Annotated in this window: 16 protein-coding genes; 7 read left to right on the top strand and 9 right to left on the bottom strand. The window is 60.2% G+C overall.

Features of this window, described 5'->3' with window-relative positions; genetic code table 11:
• Positions 1-55: 55 nt before the first annotated feature.
• The 3 genes from HV773_RS29085 to HV773_RS29095 are packed head-to-tail and all read left to right on the top strand — an operon-like array spanning position 56 to position 2,228.
• A complete protein-coding gene (locus tag HV773_RS29085; protein ID WP_175197627.1) occupies positions 56-799 on the top strand; it encodes a transporter substrate-binding domain-containing protein in 744 nt (247 codons plus the stop codon).
• A gap of 44 nt (positions 800-843) precedes the next feature.
• Positions 844-1,536: an ABC transporter permease gene (locus tag HV773_RS29090; RefSeq protein ID WP_175197628.1), complete on the top strand. Its 693-nt coding sequence runs from the start codon at positions 844-846 to the stop codon at positions 1,534-1,536.
• 2 nt (positions 1,537-1,538) lie between these two features.
• Positions 1,539-2,228 carry an ABC transporter permease gene (locus HV773_RS29095; protein WP_175197629.1) on the top strand — a complete coding sequence of 230 codons (690 nt, stop codon included), beginning with the start codon at positions 1,539-1,541 and terminating at the stop codon, positions 2,226-2,228.
• A gap of 89 nt (positions 2,229-2,317) precedes the next feature.
• Here HV773_RS29095 and HV773_RS29100 read toward each other — a convergent pair whose 3' ends face one another.
• The 5 genes from HV773_RS29100 to kce all read right to left on the bottom strand — a co-directional run bounded on the left by HV773_RS29100 (position 2,318) and on the right by kce (position 7,606).
• Positions 2,318-2,698 (bottom strand): BON domain-containing protein, encoded by a 381-nt coding sequence (locus HV773_RS29100; RefSeq protein ID WP_175197630.1) that lies wholly within the window; start codon positions 2,696-2,698, stop codon positions 2,318-2,320.
• 42 nt (positions 2,699-2,740) lie between these two features.
• Positions 2,741-3,919 carry a porin gene (locus HV773_RS29105; protein ID WP_175197631.1) on the bottom strand — a complete coding sequence of 393 codons (1,179 nt, stop codon included), beginning with the start codon at positions 3,917-3,919 and terminating at the stop codon, positions 2,741-2,743.
• 589 nt (positions 3,920-4,508) lie between these two features.
• Entirely contained in the window at positions 4,509-5,357 is an 849-nt protein-coding gene (locus HV773_RS29110; RefSeq protein WP_175197632.1) for a TauD/TfdA dioxygenase family protein, read from the bottom strand.
• 202 nt (positions 5,358-5,559) lie between these two features.
• Positions 5,560-6,531, bottom strand: a complete 972-nt coding sequence (locus HV773_RS29115; protein WP_175197633.1) for a quinone oxidoreductase family protein — start codon at positions 6,529-6,531, stop codon at positions 5,560-5,562.
• 139 nt (positions 6,532-6,670) lie between these two features.
• The gene (gene kce, locus HV773_RS29120) at positions 6,671-7,606 is read right to left on the bottom strand and encodes a 3,5-dioxohexanoate:acetyl-CoA acetone transferase (RefSeq protein ID WP_175197634.1); all 936 of its coding nucleotides are present in this window, start codon (positions 7,604-7,606) and stop codon (positions 6,671-6,673) included.
• A 205-nt stretch (positions 7,607-7,811) separates the two neighbouring features.
• On the opposite strand from kce, the gene HV773_RS29125 reads away from it, so the two are divergent.
• On the top strand, positions 7,812-8,822 hold the full coding sequence (locus HV773_RS29125; RefSeq protein WP_175197635.1) for an AraC family transcriptional regulator: 1,011 nt from the start codon (positions 7,812-7,814) through the stop codon (positions 8,820-8,822).
• Between the two features lie 152 nt (positions 8,823-8,974).
• Here the strand turns inward: HV773_RS29125 and HV773_RS29130 are convergent, their stop codons facing one another.
• The 4 genes from HV773_RS29130 to HV773_RS29145 all read right to left on the bottom strand — a co-directional run bounded on the left by HV773_RS29130 (position 8,975) and on the right by HV773_RS29145 (position 13,142).
• Entirely contained in the window at positions 8,975-10,303 is a 1,329-nt protein-coding gene (locus tag HV773_RS29130; protein WP_175197636.1) for an MFS transporter, read from the bottom strand.
• A 279-nt stretch (positions 10,304-10,582) separates the two neighbouring features.
• The gene (locus tag HV773_RS29135) at positions 10,583-11,329 is read right to left on the bottom strand and encodes an SDR family NAD(P)-dependent oxidoreductase (protein WP_175197637.1); all 747 of its coding nucleotides are present in this window, start codon (positions 11,327-11,329) and stop codon (positions 10,583-10,585) included.
• Between the two features lie 228 nt (positions 11,330-11,557).
• Positions 11,558-11,995 carry a nuclear transport factor 2 family protein gene (locus HV773_RS29140; protein ID WP_175197638.1) on the bottom strand — a complete coding sequence of 146 codons (438 nt, stop codon included), beginning with the start codon at positions 11,993-11,995 and terminating at the stop codon, positions 11,558-11,560.
• A gap of 88 nt (positions 11,996-12,083) precedes the next feature.
• Positions 12,084-13,142: a beta-keto acid cleavage family enzyme gene (locus HV773_RS29145; RefSeq protein ID WP_175197639.1), complete on the bottom strand. Its 1,059-nt coding sequence runs from the start codon at positions 13,140-13,142 to the stop codon at positions 12,084-12,086.
• 233 nt (positions 13,143-13,375) lie between these two features.
• Between HV773_RS29145 and HV773_RS29150 the strand changes: the two genes are divergently transcribed.
• From HV773_RS29150 to HV773_RS29160, 3 genes are all read left to right on the top strand, one after another.
• Positions 13,376-13,573 (top strand): hypothetical protein, encoded by a 198-nt coding sequence (locus tag HV773_RS29150; protein WP_175197640.1) that lies wholly within the window; start codon positions 13,376-13,378, stop codon positions 13,571-13,573.
• A gap of 316 nt (positions 13,574-13,889) precedes the next feature.
• The gene (locus HV773_RS29155) at positions 13,890-14,093 is read left to right on the top strand and encodes a hypothetical protein (protein WP_175197641.1); all 204 of its coding nucleotides are present in this window, start codon (positions 13,890-13,892) and stop codon (positions 14,091-14,093) included.
• 273 nt (positions 14,094-14,366) lie between these two features.
• Complete coding sequence (locus HV773_RS29160) at positions 14,367-17,876, top strand: pyruvate carboxylase (RefSeq protein ID WP_175197642.1); 3,510 nt, start codon at positions 14,367-14,369, stop codon at positions 17,874-17,876.
• Positions 17,877-17,904 lie beyond the last annotated feature (28 nt).

Raw genomic sequence — 17,904 nt, forward strand, 5'->3', positions numbered from 1 at the left:
CTGCATCGCCGGCAGAAGCAGCCTCATGTTATCCGCAACCTGTTTCAGGAGAAGCATGTTCGCTACGCAGCTTGATCCAATATACGCACTATTTATTGAACTGGTCAGTAATTACCGGGATACATCGGGCGAGCTGAAGGGCTTTGAGATCGACATCGCGCGCGAGATCGGGCGGCGCATGAACGCCAACGTGCAGTTCGTCTGCCTGGGGTTCGACGGCCTGATTCCCGCGCTGCTCTCCAATAAGATCGACATCATCACTTCGAGCCTGTCAATCACCGAGGCGCGCAAGAAGAGCATCGACTTTTCCATTCCCTATCGGATTTCGACCGCACGTTTCGTTGGTCGCAAGGGCGCGGGTCTGCATCCGATGAATGCGGACAACACGCCGAATGCGAGCTCGCTCAAGGGCAAGGTGGTGGGCGTGCAACGGGCCACCACGAACGACAATTATCTCGCCGGTGAGTTTCCCGGCGTCGAGATCGCCCGCTATGACACGTCGGAGAACATGCTGCTGGACCTCGTTGACGGCCGCATCGACCTCGCGCTCGTGAGCCCGATGAAGGTGCGGACGGACTTTCTCGACAAGCCGGAGGGGCGCGACTTCGAGTTCGTCAGTCCCGAGATCGAGGCGCCCAGGTACCTGGGCGACGGCGTAGCCGTGGGGCTGCCCAAGGGGGAAACGGCGCGGCGCGACGAGATCAATGCGGCGCTGCGGGGCATGTTCGCCGACGGGACCTTCAAGGCGATTAACCAGAAGTACTGGGCCTTCAGTGTGCTGCCCGCGGTCTGGCACTGACGCGAGTGCGCCCATGAATTCGCCAACCGATCGCAGATGACAACATGAACTTGTTCAACGGCTGGGGGCCGACCATCGCAAGCGGCGCGTGGACGGCCGTGGAGGTTGCAGGGCTGTCGACGGCATTCGGTATTGCGTTTGGCCTGCTCGGCGCGGCAGCGTGCCTGTCGCGCTTCAAGGCTGTGCGCTGGCTGGCCGATGCCTACATCACGACGATACGGGGCATCCCGGAGCTGCTCCTGATCCTGATGGTCTACTTTGGCAGCACGGTGGCCTTGAGCCGGCTGCTCTCGCTGATCAAGCCCGACGCCGGGGTGGTCGAGATTCCGCCCTTTCCGGCAGGCATCTTTGCGCTTGCGCTGATCTTCGGCGGCTACGCGTCGGAGGTGTTCCGCGGCGCGCTCACCGCCATTCCCCGCGGACAGGTTGAGGCGGGCATGGCCGCGGGCATGAGCACCTTGCAGATCTTTTTCGTGATCCAGTGTCCCCAGATGCTACGGCTGGCGCTGCCGGGGCTGGAGAACATCTGGGTTTCGACGCTCAAGGACACCTCATTAATTTCCATCGTGGGACTGAGCGAGTTGATGAAGGCCGCCGAGCTGGCCATCAGTGACACGCGCCGGGCCTTGTTCTTCTACCTGTGCGCGGGCGCCATCTACCTGGCGCTGACCGTGTTGAGTTCGCTCGCGCTCCATCATCTCGAACGGCGCGGCGCACGCCGTGAAAGGACGTCCTGACCATGGATTTCGAACTCATCCGCGAGAGCCTCCCGCTCCTCTGGGAGGGAACGCTGCTAACCCTGGCGTTCTTCGCGATCACGTTAGTGCTGTCGACGATGCTGGCGGTGCCGCTCGCAATCGTTCGGGTCCAGAAGGCCTGGTGGCTGCGCTGGCCCGTTGAGGTGTTCTCACAGGTTTTCCGGGGGACTCCGCTGCTGGTGCAGATCTTCATTGTGTACTACGGCATTGCCCAGATCGACGCGGTGCGCGAGAGCTGGGCATGGCCCTACCTGCGCCAGCCGTACTGGTGCGCTGTCATCAGCTTCGTGCTGAACGCGACGGCCTATACCGTGCACATCTTCCGCGGGGCGATCCAGGCCGTGCCGCGTGGAGAGATCGAGGCCGGCCACGCCTTCGGGTTGTCTTTCGGCGCGCTCTACCGCCACATCATCTGTCCGCAAGCGTTGCGGCTGGCGCTGCCTGCCTACGGCAACGAAACGATCAGGACGATCAAGCGCACGTCGCTGGCGAGCGCCATCACGATCTCGGATCTCACTGGCGTTGCCAACACCCTGGTGGCACGCACTTTCGCACCCTACGAGATCTTCATTGCGGCTGGGCTGATCTACCTGGCCCTCGCGTTTGCGGTCAACCACCTGGTACGGTGGCTGGAGCACCGCTTTGACGTCGAGGTCGGCTCACTGGTTTGATAATTCGGTTGAGAAGGGGGCGACGCAGTAATGCGTCGCTGATACCCGCCTGATCTACGCTCGCCGCATCCCGCTCCTCCTGCGGCAGCTTACATGCCGCCAAAAGGCTTCTGCATCGTCAACTTGTTGGTCACCGACGTCACGCCGGGAACACTCTTGGCAATATCCTCGACCTTGCCGATTTGCGCGTTTTCCGAGACCGTACCACTTAGCGTCACCGCGCCGTTTTTCGCGCGCACGCTAATGTTGCCGGCGCTGATCGACTTGTCCTTCCCGATAGCGGCATACACCTTGCGACGCAGCGCACGGTCCGCCTGCTTTCCCGTAGGTGCCCCAGCGCCCGAGGCCTGCACCACGGCTTGTACACCAGCGGACGCGCTGGATGCGTCCAGGGGTTGAGACCACGCGCTCATGGAACCTGCCGCGGCCAGCGCCGTGATCGCCAACACGAGTACCCTGGTTTTCTTCATGGAATGCTCCGTTCTTGTGATATTTTCGCCAACAGTCGACCGTCAGAACGTGTGACGCAGCCCGAGCATCGCGGCCGACGTGTTCTTGCCCGGAGCCGGGGGCGCACCGTATGCCAATTCCTGATTCATTGCACCGCGGTTCGAGACGTAGCCAACATCGACATGAAGCATCGTCGCTTTGGAGAGGTAGTACACGGCTCCGAGGACGTAGGCGGTGGACTGGTTCTTCGAGTGTTTCTCGTCGCGCACATAGTACACACCGGAACTCAGATCAAGGGCGGGGGAGACGCGGTAGCCAAGTCCAGCGGTCCACATGTCGAAATCTCCGGACGTTGCGCCAAATGCGGGGTTGCCATTCTCATACGCCGGTTGCCGCCCGTTGCTGAACGAACCCGAAACGGAAATCCTGTTCCACGTGTATTTCGCGCCGAGGTAGACGAAGCGGTTATTGTCGACGCCGGTTGCCGGAATGGCCGGCGACGCGGGATAAGTCGCCGGGAACGGATTGGCGTCGTGCCCGTCGTAGTAGAGCGCGGCGAAATTCAAACCGTAATTGGAATATTTGAGGACCGCGGATTTGTGCGATCCGGCCGAAAATTCGCCCGGAACACCACCAAGTGTGTACTCAAGCGTAACCGATGCGCCGTAGAAGGACGGGGAATTGTAGATCAGTGCGTTACTGTCATACAGAGCACCAATTGATCCGTTCGTACTCGTGCCGGGCCAGCCCGACGCGCTGTCCATAGTGAGCCAGGCGGTCAACACACTACCGAAGAATTGCCCGCCACGAACGTCCGTGTCCGAAAACGCGTAGCCGATTGGGGAAAACTGGCGGCCGGCGTTCAACGAGCCGAAGGGCCCTGCGATGCCTACGCTTGCCACCTGGTTAAACATCGCCGCAGCACCCGGTGTATCAGAGAGCTGAAGCTTGCCGGCTCCGCTGTCGAACGACCCTTGCAGCTTAAAGTTGACACTGTAACCACCGCCGATATCTTCCTTTCCAGTCATGCCAATAATGCTGGAATACATGCCGCCGTCCTTGTAACGGAATACCGAACCTTTATCCGGATTGACGGCTGGATTGGGTGCAAAAGTAGCGGCCGAAGTGCTTTGCCAGAGGAGGGACGAATCCACTGCTCCGTACAACGTGACCGACGACTGTGCCTGCGCAACATCAGCACAAGCGAGAAGTGCGAAAAGAATAACTCCTTTCCTGGTCATTTCGTCTCCAAATTGTATTAATTAGGAATTCGAATTAAATACTGTGTTAAAAGTCGACTGTATTTATCGCCCTTGCATCATCGAATACCAATCATTACGTTTGATGCAACCTCGTCGCCGCGCTTAGGCCCGAGGCGTTCGCGTTCAAACTCTTCTCACGGGCCAACCTGGCGATTGACACCACCGGTTCGCAAACTGCCATCGTCAGGGGACGACGGAATTCGGGACGATGGTTCGGACGACCTTTACGGCTGCCGGATCTCTGTTTTGGCTGTGAAAAAATGGTGTCCACCACTTGGGAAATGATGGACATTACTCTGATGCCGACGGCCTTGGACGTCGCGCTTCGTTTCCTGCACCTCGAGAGCGGTGACCAGACAGCACATCCTATGCGCTATCAGGATGACTGGCCCGACGATTCCGCTTACTAAACGCTCGAGGTTTGCCACTCTGGCGCTTCGCAACTTATTGTCCTGAACGAACTGAGGCACAATGCGCACCGGCCGCCCTTACGGTCTGAAAATTCTTGGTAACCGTGGAATGCGAACTCCTTGCGATGCTGCGGACGAGTCCTGGCCAATAGAAGTGCTCAGTACGGGCGGGTCCCAATGATCGTCGCGCGGTCCATCCGGCGATGGCACGGCGGGTAATCCATGACCGCGTAGTGCTGGCTCGATCGATTGTCCCAGATCGCCACACTGTTTTTTGTCCAGCGCCAGCGGACCTGATACTCAGGAATGTAGGCTTGACTAATCAGGTAGCGCAGCAGGTCAGAACCACCCATGTTGAAATCCTGTCCGAACCGCACGTTCGCTGGCGTATGAAAGTTCGTGAAGTGGGTGGTAGCGCCGTTAACGAAAAGCACCTTCTCCCCGGTTTCCGGATGGGTACGCACCACCGGATGTTCGGCATCGGGAAACTGGGCTTTCAGTGCAAGGCGCTTCTCGATCGGCATGACCGCGCCGAAACTGGCCTCGATGCTGTGGCGCGCCCGAAGCTCGGCGATTTGCTCCTTGATATGGGCAGGCAGATTTTCATACGCAAGCACCATATTGGCCCACATCGTATCGCCGCCGATAGGCGGACATTCACGGCAACGCAGAACGCTCGCCATGGGCGGCACCTCGCGCCAGGTCGCATCCGTGTGCCAGGAGTTTTCGTATCGCTCCGGGGGATTCTCAGGAGTCTTGTAGATTTGTATCAGACCAGGATTATCGGGATCACTACCCGTCACCGGATGATCTTCAAGTTCACCGAAGCGGCGCGCAAAGGCCACATGCTGGGCTGCCGTAATGTCCTGGTTGCGCAGGAAAAGCACACGGTGTTTGAGCAGTGCCTCGCAAATGCTCGCGAAGAGCCCGTTATCTTCGATCGCATCAACAAGGTCGACCCCAGTAAGTTCAGCGCCAATAGCGCAAGTTAGTTGCTCGATATGCATGGAGACTCCATCAGATTCTGGAATAGCTCATTGTGGTACGGCGGTTGCGCGGAGCGCACGGCAGGGCGGGACATGAAGACTTGCGCGAGTCGTCATCGCGATGACGACGGGGACGTCGCCACCTCACGCCGACGTACGCAGGCTTATGGCCCGCTGCCGACGACCTATCAGCGCGGGCCGGCGTCGCACCTCTCGCGCTGGCTTATGGCACCAGCACGGTTGCACCACTCGTCTTCCTGTTCTCCAGGGCGAGGTGTGCCTGTGCTGCATCTTCCAGCGCGAAGCTCTGCTTCGGCTCACTGGTCAGTTTGCCGGCCAATACCATATCGAATACTTCGTTGGCCATCGACAGCATGTGCGAGCGCGGCGTGGCATAGTGAACCATAGCTGGGCGAGTCACCCATAGCGAGCCTTTGACTGCCAGCGTTCTGCTGTCGATCTCCACCGGCCCGGAAGTCGTGCCGTTGCTGACGAGCGTGCCACGCACCTGAAGGCTCGAGAGCGATGCATCAAGCGTTGCCTTTCCGACTGAATCGAAAACTACTTCCACCTTCTTTCCGTCCGTGATCTCCATCACACGATCGACGATGTTCTCGCGCGAGGTCACGATGGTGTGCGTACACCCATTGGCCTTCGCGATCTCAGCCTTCTCGTCGGTGCTCACTGTTCCGATCATCGTCACGCCAAGCGCGCGTGCCCATTGACAGGCGAGCAGGCCAACACCCCCGGCAGCGGCGTGATACAGAATGGTTTCGCCACCCTTGAGCGGATAGACCTGACGGAAGAGGTATTGCGCCGTCATCCCCTTCATGATGAGCGTGGACGCGGTGCGGTCCGACACGCCATCCGGTAGCGGAATCAGCACCTCGGCTGGCATTACCCGCACATCGCAGTACGCGCCTTGGGGGCCGAGCAGATAACCCACGCGATCACCAACGCGGATGTCGGTCACGCCGGGGCCTACCGCTTCGACCACACCCACGGCATCCGAGCCCAGGCCGTTCGGCAGGGCCAGGGGATAGTGACCCGTGCGGAAGTAGATGTCGATAAAGTTGACCGCGATATAGGTGTGCCTTACGCGGGCCTGGCCGGGGCCGGGGTCGCCGACCTCCACCGACTCGAGCTTGAGGACGTCGACGCTTCCCGTTTCGTAGAAGCGGATTGCCTTTGCCATGCCATGTCTCCTGAAAATGCTTGATTAAAGATTTGCTGATTGTTTTCGGAAGCGTTGCCTCGAACGAGCACTTCGGCGTCCGGCCTGGGGGGCTCATGCGCCTACTGGCAAGATCCACATTAAGGCGCTCCGGAAGAGATCAGAACGCGACAGCATGTTTGCCCTTGAGTTGAAGCATGTTGCGCGTCTCATCCGGCGTCGCCACCTCCAGGTTCAGCGAATGCAAGATGCCAACGATGCGTCTGACCTGTTCCGCATTGCTCGTCGACAGCTGGCCTGGTCCGTCCCAGAGCGAATCCTCCAGGCCAACGCGAACGTTGCCACCCATGGCGGCAGCCATCGAGGCGATCGGCATCTGGCTGCGGCCGGCACCCAGCACAGACCAGTAGTAGTCCTTGCCAAATAGTCGCTCAGCGGTACGGCGCATATGCATGACGTCATCGGGATGCGTGCCGATGCCCCCGAGCAGGCCGAAAACGGACTGGATGAAGAACGGCGGCTTGAGTATTCCGCGGTCGATAAAGTGCGCTGCCGTGTAGAGGTGGCTGGTGTCGTAGCATTCGATCTCGAAGCGCGTGCCGTTGTCGGCGCAGGACTCGAGGATGTAGCGGATTTCCTTGAAGGTATTGCGGAAGACGCGGTCCTCCGAGCCTTCCAGGTACGGGCGCTCCCAGTCGTGCTTGAACTCCTTGTAGCGGCCGAGCATCGGATACAGGCCGAAGTTCATCGAGCCCATGTTCAGGGAGGCGACTTCGGGCTTGAGTTGCAGCGCCGGTTGCAGCCGTTCCTCGACGAGCATGTTGGGGGCGCCACCCGTCGTGAGGTTGATCACCACGTCGGAGCGAGCGGCAATCTCCGGAAGGAACTCCCGGAAGAGGGCGGGGTCCTGGGAGGGTTGGCCATTCACGGGCTTGCGCGCGTGCAGATGGACAATGGAAGCGCCGGCCTCGGCCGCAGCAACTGCCTCGCGCGAGATCTCTTCTGCGGTGATTGGCAGGTAGGGAGACATCGTCGGCGTATGGATGGCGCCAGTCACGGCGCAGGTGACGATTACCTTGTTCTGAGGTGCGGCCATGGTATGTGTGTTCCGTTCGTACTTGATCTGAGAGGGCGTTGGCGAATCGACGCGAACATGGTTCGACGACGAACAGTCTACGAATCGCAGACCTTCGTTTTTCTCACATTTGATGACATAGCGATCTCATTTCGTGACAGAATAAAAGGGACTCCGGGTTTCCACGCAGAGCGGAACCGGACCACCGCCACGTGGACGAGAAGCGATGGGTACATTGATTCGTACAGGCGTGATGACCAACTATCTCAAGGTTGCGCAGCAACTGAGCTTTGACCCGAAGCTATTGCTACGGAAACTGGGGTTGAGCAGTGCGATGCTTGCAGACCCGGAATGCCTGATTCCGGGAAGCGCCGCCGTTACTTTGTTGAAAGAATCAGCGCGCATCACCCAATGCCCGACATTCGGGCTGCGTGTGGCTGACCTTTGGCAATTGTCCGACCTCGGTGTCGTCAGCGTGTTGCTCACGCATCAGCGAACCCTGCGCGAAGCTGTCGCAACCCTGATTCAGTATCGGCACCTGCTGAACGAGTTCCTGGTCATACGCATGGAAGACGTCGGCAAGAAAGTGATCGTGCGAGAAGAGTTTGTCGCCGATGAAACCGGGACATCCGTACAGTCGACTGAACTGGTACTGGGCTCACTGTCACGCATGTGCAGTACGCTGCTGGGTGCCGCCTGGCACCCGCTTAGCGTCCATTTCACCCATGATGCTCCCCCGGATCTGCGGCTGCACCGACGCGTGTTCGTGGGAAAGCTGGAATTCGCCAGTTCCTTCAATGGCGTGATTTGCCGTGCAGCCGATATGGACTTTCCGAACCCCATCGCTGACCCTGTCATGGCGCGCCACGCGCAACGATTGCTTGAGGGTCTGCCTGGGGCCAGGGAGCCGTCAGTTGTGCTCGAGGTGCGCAAGGCAATCTATCTGCTGCTGCCGGTTGGGCGTGCGACGATCGAGCAGGTGGCTCAAGGCCTCGGCATGAACGTGCGTACGCTACAGCGCCAACTCGAAAGCGCGGGAATGGTCTTCTCGGACATGGTAAATGGCGTACGGCGCGACCTCGTCGTCCACTATATGGAAAACAAGAGCCACTCGCTGGGACACATTGCCGAGGCGCTCGGATACTCAGCCTATGGATCGTTCGTACGTTGGTTTGAGGCGCAGTTCGGGATGACGCCGTCGCAGTGGCGAAGCGCTAAGTCAGCGAAGGGAAGGTAGGCGGCGACCTGTGTTGATCGGCTCTGGTTCCAGTAGGTGTGCGTAGCAAACTGGCTCATGGCCGAATTTCAGTCGACGGCGGCGCGAATGGACTTTGCCAGGCCATTGCGCCGGAGCCGAATGAACCATGCGAAGAACATGGCATGCGGGAATCAACCCAGAGCCACCGACGTGTTTCTTCCGTCGACGGGTTCTTGCGTTGCGGCAACGATAATCTTCAGGTCGGCCTCATAGCTTCTGGCAGCCAGCAAGTAGCAGAGCGCGGCTCCAATGCCGAAGCACGGCATGACTTCAAGTGCCTTTTGCAATCCCCACATGTCCGACAGCACACCGGCGACAAACGGTCCCACTGCCAGCCCGAACAGGTTCTGGAAAAGGGACAGCATGGCGCCAGCCGTCGAGCGCAGAGCGGGGTGCATGATGTCAAGCACCACACCAATCGCCACACCAGCGGTACACGCCATCAGGAATCCGCCGATTGCGATAGGCAGAAAGCCGGAAAATCGTCCGGAGAACGCAGATACCAATACAACGCAGGTGAGCAGACACAGGAGCGCAGTAACCAGCAGTTTGTTGCGCGCGCGGCGAGCCCCGAAGGCATCCACGATGTATCCCCAAAACACCGTGCCAACACCACCCAGCAGTACCACGAGTGCTGCCTGTTTTGCTGCGGCCTCGCCGGTGTATCCCTGAAAGCGCATCAGGTAGCTCGGAAGCCAGGCCCACACAGTGGAAACGATGATGACCTGAAGGGATGTGCCAACGCAGGTCCACCAGACCGTGCGCGAGCTGGTCAGTCCGCGCACGATGCGGCGCGTACCCGCCATCACCGACGTGTTGACATCATTTGCGCCGCGTGTGATGGAGACCGTCTGATAGTCGCGTACCAGCAGGTACAGGCACGAGACGATCACACCTGGAATTCCGACTACGCCGAAGGCGGCCCGCCATCTCCAGTGTGCCGCGATGATGCCGCCGAGGAGTACGCCCAGCACGGCCCCAAACGAGCTCGCGGCAAAGAGCGCGCCGAGCAACGTCGAGCGCAGCCGCTTTGGGAACAGGGTGCCAATCAACGCCGCCCCTACAGAGCCGTATCCGGCCTCGCCGGCACCTACCACGGCGCGGGCAATGAACATTTGCGTATAGCTCGTGGCGAACATGCACGATATGGTCGCGAAGCTCCACACGGTACCCATCACGAATACGCTCTTGACACGGCTGAACCGGTCGGCAACCAGGGCTACCGGTAGACCACCAAGTGCGACGACAACGGAAATGATGGAGACAAGTCCGCCAAGTTGCTTGTCCGACAGATTCCAGGCTTCCTTTAAATGTGGAAACAGTGAAACGATGACCTGACGATCGACGTAGTCGAATAGCATCAATGCGAAGGTCATGGCGAACGCGAACCATGCCTGCGCTCGCCCGCTGACGTAGCCATCGGGACCACCGATTCGATCATCGGCGATATGGGTTTGCATGCCTGTCTCCTGTGACATGCGCGCAGGGCGCGCATGAGTCGTTCTCTTTTTTTTGGGGGGGCGTTGCCAGGTAGCCGGTGTTGCCGTCTGCACCGATCCGGCCTCTCGCTCAGCGTTGCTGAACTCGTTCCTCCGCCAGCGACCACGTTCCAGATCCGTCTGCCGGGAGATGCGCCTCCATGCCTGCATCGACGAGTCGGCTGCCTTGGGCCTTGCAAATTCGCGGATTCGCTCGAACCCGTAGAGCGGGTCGTCCCTGGCCATCCACAGATTTTCAATCTACATGGCGGTCTTTCCGCCATTAACTGCCAGGATTTGACCCGAGATGTACCTGGATTGATCCGAGGACAGGAAGAGAATGGCGTCTGCCACTTCCTCAGGAGTGCCAATGCGACCTGCCGGAATGGTTGCGGCTACTGCGGCGATTTTTTCCGCGCCGCCCGCAATGCGTCCCAGCATGCCTGTGTCGATGGGGCCAGGTGCCACGGCATTCACACGCACGTTGAATTTGCTGGCTTCGAGTGCCGCTGACTTGGTCAGCCCCTCAACTGCGTGTTTGCTCGCCACATACATCGGGTTCTGGGCGTTGCCTCGGCTTCCCATGGTGGAGGAAAGGTTGACAATCACGCCTTGCTTCTGTGCCAGCATGACGCGCAACTCGTGCTTCATGCTGAGAAAGGTTCCGAGGACGTTTGCATCAAAAGTCGCCGTATAGGATTCCACCGTCTGCTCGACAATCGGACCAGGAGTCCCTTCTGTTCCCGCACTATTCACAGCGACGTCGAGTCGACCAAAGCGCGAAACCGTGTATTCGACGAGTTGACGAACCTGATCCTCGTTGCTGACGTCGGCGCGCACGAACATCGCTTCACAGCCAAGTTCGCGCAACTGAACAACAAGCGCCTCTCCGGCGTCAGCGTTTCGGCCGGAGCAAACCAGTCGGGCTCCCTGGTGACCAAAGGCGAGAGCGGTTGCGTAGCCGATGCCGGCAGTGGCACCCGTTACAAGCACGACAGATTGAGTCATTGCATTCCCCATGAATAAGAGACCATTTCAAAAGGCCTCGCAGAGCCATTTAGCCTTCTCGGCAGGTGTTGGATTGGCCCGATGAGTCGGTGGGGACCCGTGGAACACCGGGCCCTGACGACGCCTGCGAGTGCCAGGCTAGTCAAACGTTGCTGATGTATGTCGAGTTGGGGGCGACCCTCGCTACCGACGCTTTGGGAGCAAGGGCAAGTGGTTGGCCCTTTTACCTTACGACGCGAAAGTGATCCGAGGATCGAGGCGCCTGATGAGCCAATCGCCACCGTCATTGCATGCGAGTTCGCATTCCACGTCCGCCAACATGGCCGCCACCGCACGGTCCGCGGGGAGCATGGGCGGTGCGCCCTTGTCAGAGCGATAAACGGTCAGGCCAAATTCAGCTTTAGCCACTGATCCGCTATGTTCCACGAGCAAAAAATTCGTGACACAGTGTCGCGTAAACAGCGTCGCGGACCGCTGGTTCAGGGACGCAAGGATCTGTTGTTGCCCGTGGAGTGCATTGCCGCCCCGTTCCCAAATGCCATCGGGCGTGAAGCACCTGGAAGCACGGGAATAGTCGCTGCGATCGAGGGCGTGATACATGCGTATCACCGTTTGCCCGGCGGCAATGACAAGGGACCAACGCTCTGGGCTGTTCATGGTTTCCATTACCTGAAATGTCTCCCCGCTAACGACCGCGAGTGGTGTACAAGAAACGTGCGTTTGTGGGGCAGCGCCCCCCAGGACTGAAGCCTGGTCAGGCGGCTTTCTGCAGGAAACCCTGTTGCGCGCCATTGCGATTGGGCGCGAAGCCATTGGCCTGCAGCGTTTCCTCAACCGTGTCATAGAACACGCCTATCCTGCACATTTCGCGCGCTTGCTTGGCCGTAGCGATTGGGCGGCTCATTTCCCGGGAGATACGCACCAGTTGCTCGATCTGTGCCACCGTACCCATTTTCTCCGTACGGGTCTGGTTCCAGAGCGTGTCTTCGGTGCCGCATCGAACATGCAGCCCCATCGCAATGCCAATCGTGTTCACGGGTAGCACGTTAAGTACGGAACTCTCCACCGTTAGCACTGCGCCATCGGGCACGGCGCGCACGAAGTTGGCCATGCTGTAGATACTCGGCGAGTCCATGCCCCCGCCAATGGCTACCCAATTCATGACCAATGGACCCTTGTAGATTCCGCGGCGAATCAGTCGCTCCACAGATTCGAAGCTGTTGATGTTGTAGCACTGAAACTCGCTCTGGATCCCGGCCGCGGTCAGGCGGCGGATGTGTTCTTCGACCCAGCCCGGCTGCGCCGGCACGGTCATCTCTTTGTAGGCATTGAAGACCGCAGGGTCTTCCATTGAACTGCCCACAATGTCGCGATGGTCAAACTGCTCAAGAATATTCATCTGCGACGTATTTACGGTTACCGTAACCTGGTCGGGCTTGGGGTCGAGTTCAGCCAGCATGTGGCGCGTATCGTCCGACAGCCACTTTGCAGCCGCGCCTTCCGATTCGGGCGCGAAACTGATTGATCCGCCAACCTGAATGATCATGTCCGGTACGCGGGCGCGGACGCCTGCGATGAGCTCATTGAACTTGGACAGGCGCTTGGAGCCTTTGCCATCGAGTTCGCGTACATGCAGGTGCAGCACGGTGGCACCTGCGTTGTAGCAATCCACTGCTTTCTGGATTTGCTCTTCCATGGTGACGGCGATGTCCTCGGGAAAGTCCGACGGAATCCACGATGGGGCATAAGGGGCAGCGGTGATAATCAGCGGTTGCTGGTTTTGGGGAAACAGGTGTCCGTCTAGAAAATTCATGGTAGGTATGGGAAAAGAATTGACGAAGGTTCCGGCACCTCCGACTCTCGGAAGGTCGATAAGACGATCTGAGATGTGGTTGGCGAATCGACGCGGACGTGGCCAGATGACGAATAGTCTACGAATCGCAGGCCTTCGTTTTTCTCACATTTGATGACATAGCGATCTCATTTCGTGACAGCATGAAAGGGACTCCGGGTTTCTACGCAGAACGGAACCGGAGCACGCGCCACATGGACGAGATGCTGGATCTCATGAAACTCGATTCAAGCGAGTACGCGCACCCGGCTTTTTGGGCGCCGTTTAGTCTGGCTTCCTCGGAGCCTTGCAAGAAGCTGCAGGCAGATAGAGCGAAATCGGTTACAGGAATCTTGGGACCGATGAAACAGAACCACAAAGGCCTGAGTTTCTACGTGAAACACCGGGCTTGATTTCGCCCGCAAGCACGGGCACTTCGTAGCAACAAATTGTCCGACCGGTCGGTTTTGGCGAGCGCCCACCTGCATTGCAACGAATTGAATTGCAGAACTGAAATTTCAATTCCACATTTGAGATTGTCTACGACTTTGCCCCGGATAAATCCGCTATGAATCCACGCTAAACGGACGATATTTGCTGTGGCTTGCTTTTTGCTTGAGTCGAGCGACGTTCTTGGCAACCTCCCTTCCGGCAAGAAGGCCCTGAATGAATGCACTGGCCACCTTGCCCGAAGGATGAGACGCTCCTTTTCAAATGTAAGGTAAGGCAATGACTGATTACAGCAAACGAAACGAAGCCTGGCGCGATGGCGAACATCGCGTCGCGCGCGAAAGAACCGTAGACGTCGATCAATCGGCAACGAGCGACGGCTCGAACGGCGTGCAGCGTCACGGCACGAATTGGGCGTGGGCGAGAAGCAACGTTCACTACGACTGGATGGATCACGCGTCGCCGTTCGATAACCGGAATTGACGCTGTCTCGGGTCAATAGCGTGTTGCCCCCGGTTGACGACCGCCAGGCGAGTCGCCCACTCACGTCATCGCTTAGTCGGCTGAGCACCGCTCGTCGTCGTAATGTCGATGGCGACTGTCCGGCGACATGGTAAGAATGCTGATAGCCGGAGGCGGCCCGATGCAATTGCAAACCACCGATGCGAGTGATCGTACGCTGTTCAGCGATTCGATCCGGGAGCGGATCGATCGCGTTGGCGGACTTTATTCAACCATTACCAATTCATAGCCGACGTGACTCCTATCCCCATCCAGTCCATTCTTGTCGCGAATCGATCGGAAATCTCGATTCGCGTGATGCGCGCCGCCGCGGAGTTGAACATCCGCACCGTGGCGATCTATTCGAAAGAAGACCGTCTGGCACTGCATCGCTTCAAGGCCGACGAGAGCTACCTGATTGGTGAAGGCAAGAAGCCGCTCGCCGCATATCTCGACATCGACGACATTTTGCGCGTCGCGCGGCAGGCGAAGGTCGACGCGATCCATCCCGGCTACGGATTCCTCTCTGAGAATCCCGATTTCGCGCAGGCCGTCATCGATGCCGGTATCCGCTGGATCGGTCCTGCGCCGGACGTGATGCGCACGCTCGGCAACAAGGTGGCCGCACGCAACGCCGCCATTGCCGCAGGCGTGCCCGTGATGCCCGCGACCGCGCCGCTGCCGGACGATCTCGATACGTGCCACCGGCTGGCGGCGGAGGTCGGCTATCCGCTGATGCTCAAGGCAAGCTGGGGCGGGGGCGGGCGCGGGATGCGCGTGCTCGAGAGCGAGCGTGATCTCGAGGCTTCGCTCGCTGCGGCGCGGCGCGAGGCGCTGGCCGCGTTCGGCAACGACGAGGTCTATGTCGAGAAACTCGTGCGCAACGCGCGGCATGTCGAGGTGCAGGTGCTCGGCGATTTGCACGGCACGGTCGTGCATCTGTACGAGCGCGACTGCACGGTGCAGCGTCGCAATCAGAAGGTGGTCGAACGTGCGCCTGCACCGTACCTTGATCACGAAGGCCGCCAGGCGCTGTGTGAATCGGCGCTGCGCTTGATGCGCGCGGTCGGTTACACGCATGCGGGCACCGTTGAATTCCTGATGGACGCCGACACCGGAAAGTTCTATTTCATCGAGGTGAACCCGCGCATCCAGGTCGAGCACACGGTGACCGAGATGATCACCGGCATCGACATTGTGAAGGCGCAGATCCGTATCACGGAAGGCGGCCAGATCGGCCTCGCTGACGACGTGAGCGACGCCAGCGGCGCGCTCGTGCAGCGTGCCGCCGGCGTGCCGTCCCAGCAGGCGATCCCGCTGAACGGTCACGCGCTGCAATGCCGGATCACGACGGAGGATCCGGAGAACGACTTCCTGCCCGATTACGGGCGGCTCAGCGCCTACCGCAGCGCGGCGGGCTTCGGGGTGCGGCTCGATGCGGGCACCGCCTATGGCGGTGCGGTCATCACGCCGTACTACGACTCCCTGCTCGTCAAGGTGACGACGTGGGCGCCAACGGCGGCCGAGTCGATCCACCGGATGGATCGCGCACTGCGCGAGTTCCGGATTCGCGGCGTGGCGTCGAACCTGCAGTTTCTCGGCAACGTGATCAACCATCCGGCATTTATCGCGGGCGAGGTCACGACCCGTTTCATCGACCGCACGCCTGAACTGCTCGCAATTGCAAAGCGCGGCGATCGCGCGACGAAGCTGCTGCGCTATCTCGGCGAGCTGAACGTGAACGGCAACGGCGAGATGAGCGGACGCACGCTGCCGGCGCTGCCCTTGCCGAAACCGGTGTTGCCGAAGATCGATACGTCGGAGGCCATTCCGGCCGGCACGCGCGATCGTCTGCGCGAGCTCGGGCCGCAGAAATTCGCGAGCTGGATGCTCGAGCAGAAGCAGGTGTTGCTGACCGATACGACGATGCGAGACGCGCACCAGTCGCTGTTCGCGACGCGCATGCGCACGGCGGACATGCTGCCGATCGCGCCGTTTTACGCCCGCGAGTTGTCGCAACTGTTCTCGCTCGAATGCTGGGGCGGCGCGACCTTCGACGTCGCGCTGCGCTTTCTGAAGGAAGATCCCTGGGAACGGCTCGCCTTGCTGCGCGAGCGCGTCCCGAACATCCTGTTCCAGATGCTGCTGCGCGGCTCGAATGCCGTGGGCTATACGAACTACGCGGACAATGTCGTGCGCTTTTTCGTGCAGCAGGCCGCGAGCGCAGGCGTCGATGTGTTCCGCGTATTCGATTCGCTGAACTGGGTTCGCAACATGCGGGTGGCGATCGACGCGGTCGGCGAAAGCGGCATGCTGTGCGAAGGCGCGATCTGCTACACCGGCGACCTGTTCGATGCATCGCGCCCGAAGTACGACCTCAAGTATTACGTCGGCATCGCGCGCGAACTGCAGCAGGCCGGCGTGCACGTGCTCGGCATCAAGGACATGGCCGGCATCTGCCGGCCTCAGGCGGTTGCAACGCTCGTGAAGGCGCTCAAGGAGGAAACGGGGCTGCCCGTGCATTTCCACACGCACGACACGAGTGGAATTGCCGCGGCGTCGGTGCTCGCCGCGATCGACGCCGGCTGCGACGCGGTCGACGGGGCGCTTGACGCGATGAGCGGCCTCACGTCCCAGCCGAACCTGTCGAGCGTCGCGGCGGCGCTAGCCGGCAGCGAGCGCTATCCGGGGCTCGACCCGGATCGCCTGCACGAAGCATCGATGTACTGGGAGGGCGTGCGCCGCTACTACGCACCGTTCGAATCGGAGATCCGCGCCGGCACGGCCGACGTCTACCGGCACGAGATGCCCGGCGGCCAGTACACGAACTTGCGCGAGCAGGCCCGCTCGCTCGGCATCGATCATCGCTGGACCGAAGTGTCGCGCGCGTATGCGGACGTGAACCGGCTGTTCGGCGATATCGTCAAGGTGACGCCAACCTCGAAGGTGGTCGGTGACATGGCGCTGATGATGGTCGCGAACGATCTCAGCGTGGACGACGTGCGCAACCCGGACAGGGACATCGCGTTTCCGGAGTCGGTCGTGTCGCTGTTCAAGGGCGAACTAGGTTTTCCGCCGGACGGCTTTCCTGCGGAACTGTCGCGCAAGGTGCTCAAGGGCGAGCCGCCGACGCCGTACCGTCCTGGTGACCAGCTGCCCGCTGTCGATCTCGATGCAGCGCGCACGCAGGCCGAGGCCGCGTGCGAGCAGCCGCTCGATGACCGGCAACTGGCGTCATACCTGATGTATCCGAAGCAGACCGTCGACTACTACGCGCACGTGCGCGCGTACAGTGACACCTCTGTCGTGCCGACGTCCGCATTCCTGTATGGCCTGCAGCCACAGGAAGAAGTGGCGATCGACATCTCGCCCGGCAAGACGCTGCTCGTGTCGCTCCAGGGACAGCATGCCGACGGGCAAGACGGCGTGGTGAAGGTGCAGTTCGAGCTGAACGGCCAGTCGCGCACGGCGCTCGTCGAACCGAAGACGACCGTGCACGCGGGCAAGGAGCGCCACGGCCTGCAGCGCGCCGATCCGGCCAATCCATTGCATGTCGCCGCGCCGATGCCGGGCTCGGTGGTGACGGTGGCGGTGCAGCCTGGTCAGCGTGTGGCGGCCGGCACGACGCTGATCGCGCTCGAGGCGATGAAGATGGAAACGCACATTGCGGCGGAGCGCGATTGCGAAATCGTTTCCGTGCATGTGAAGCCCGGTGAGCGGGTGGCGGCGAAGGACCTGCTGATCGAGCTGAGGGGGGATGTGTAAGGCAGACGGGTTCTGATGTATCACGAGG

The sequence above is a fragment of the Paraburkholderia caffeinitolerans genome (genome assembly GCF_902859945.1).
GTDB lineage: Bacteria > Pseudomonadota > Gammaproteobacteria > Burkholderiales > Burkholderiaceae > Paraburkholderia > Paraburkholderia caffeinitolerans.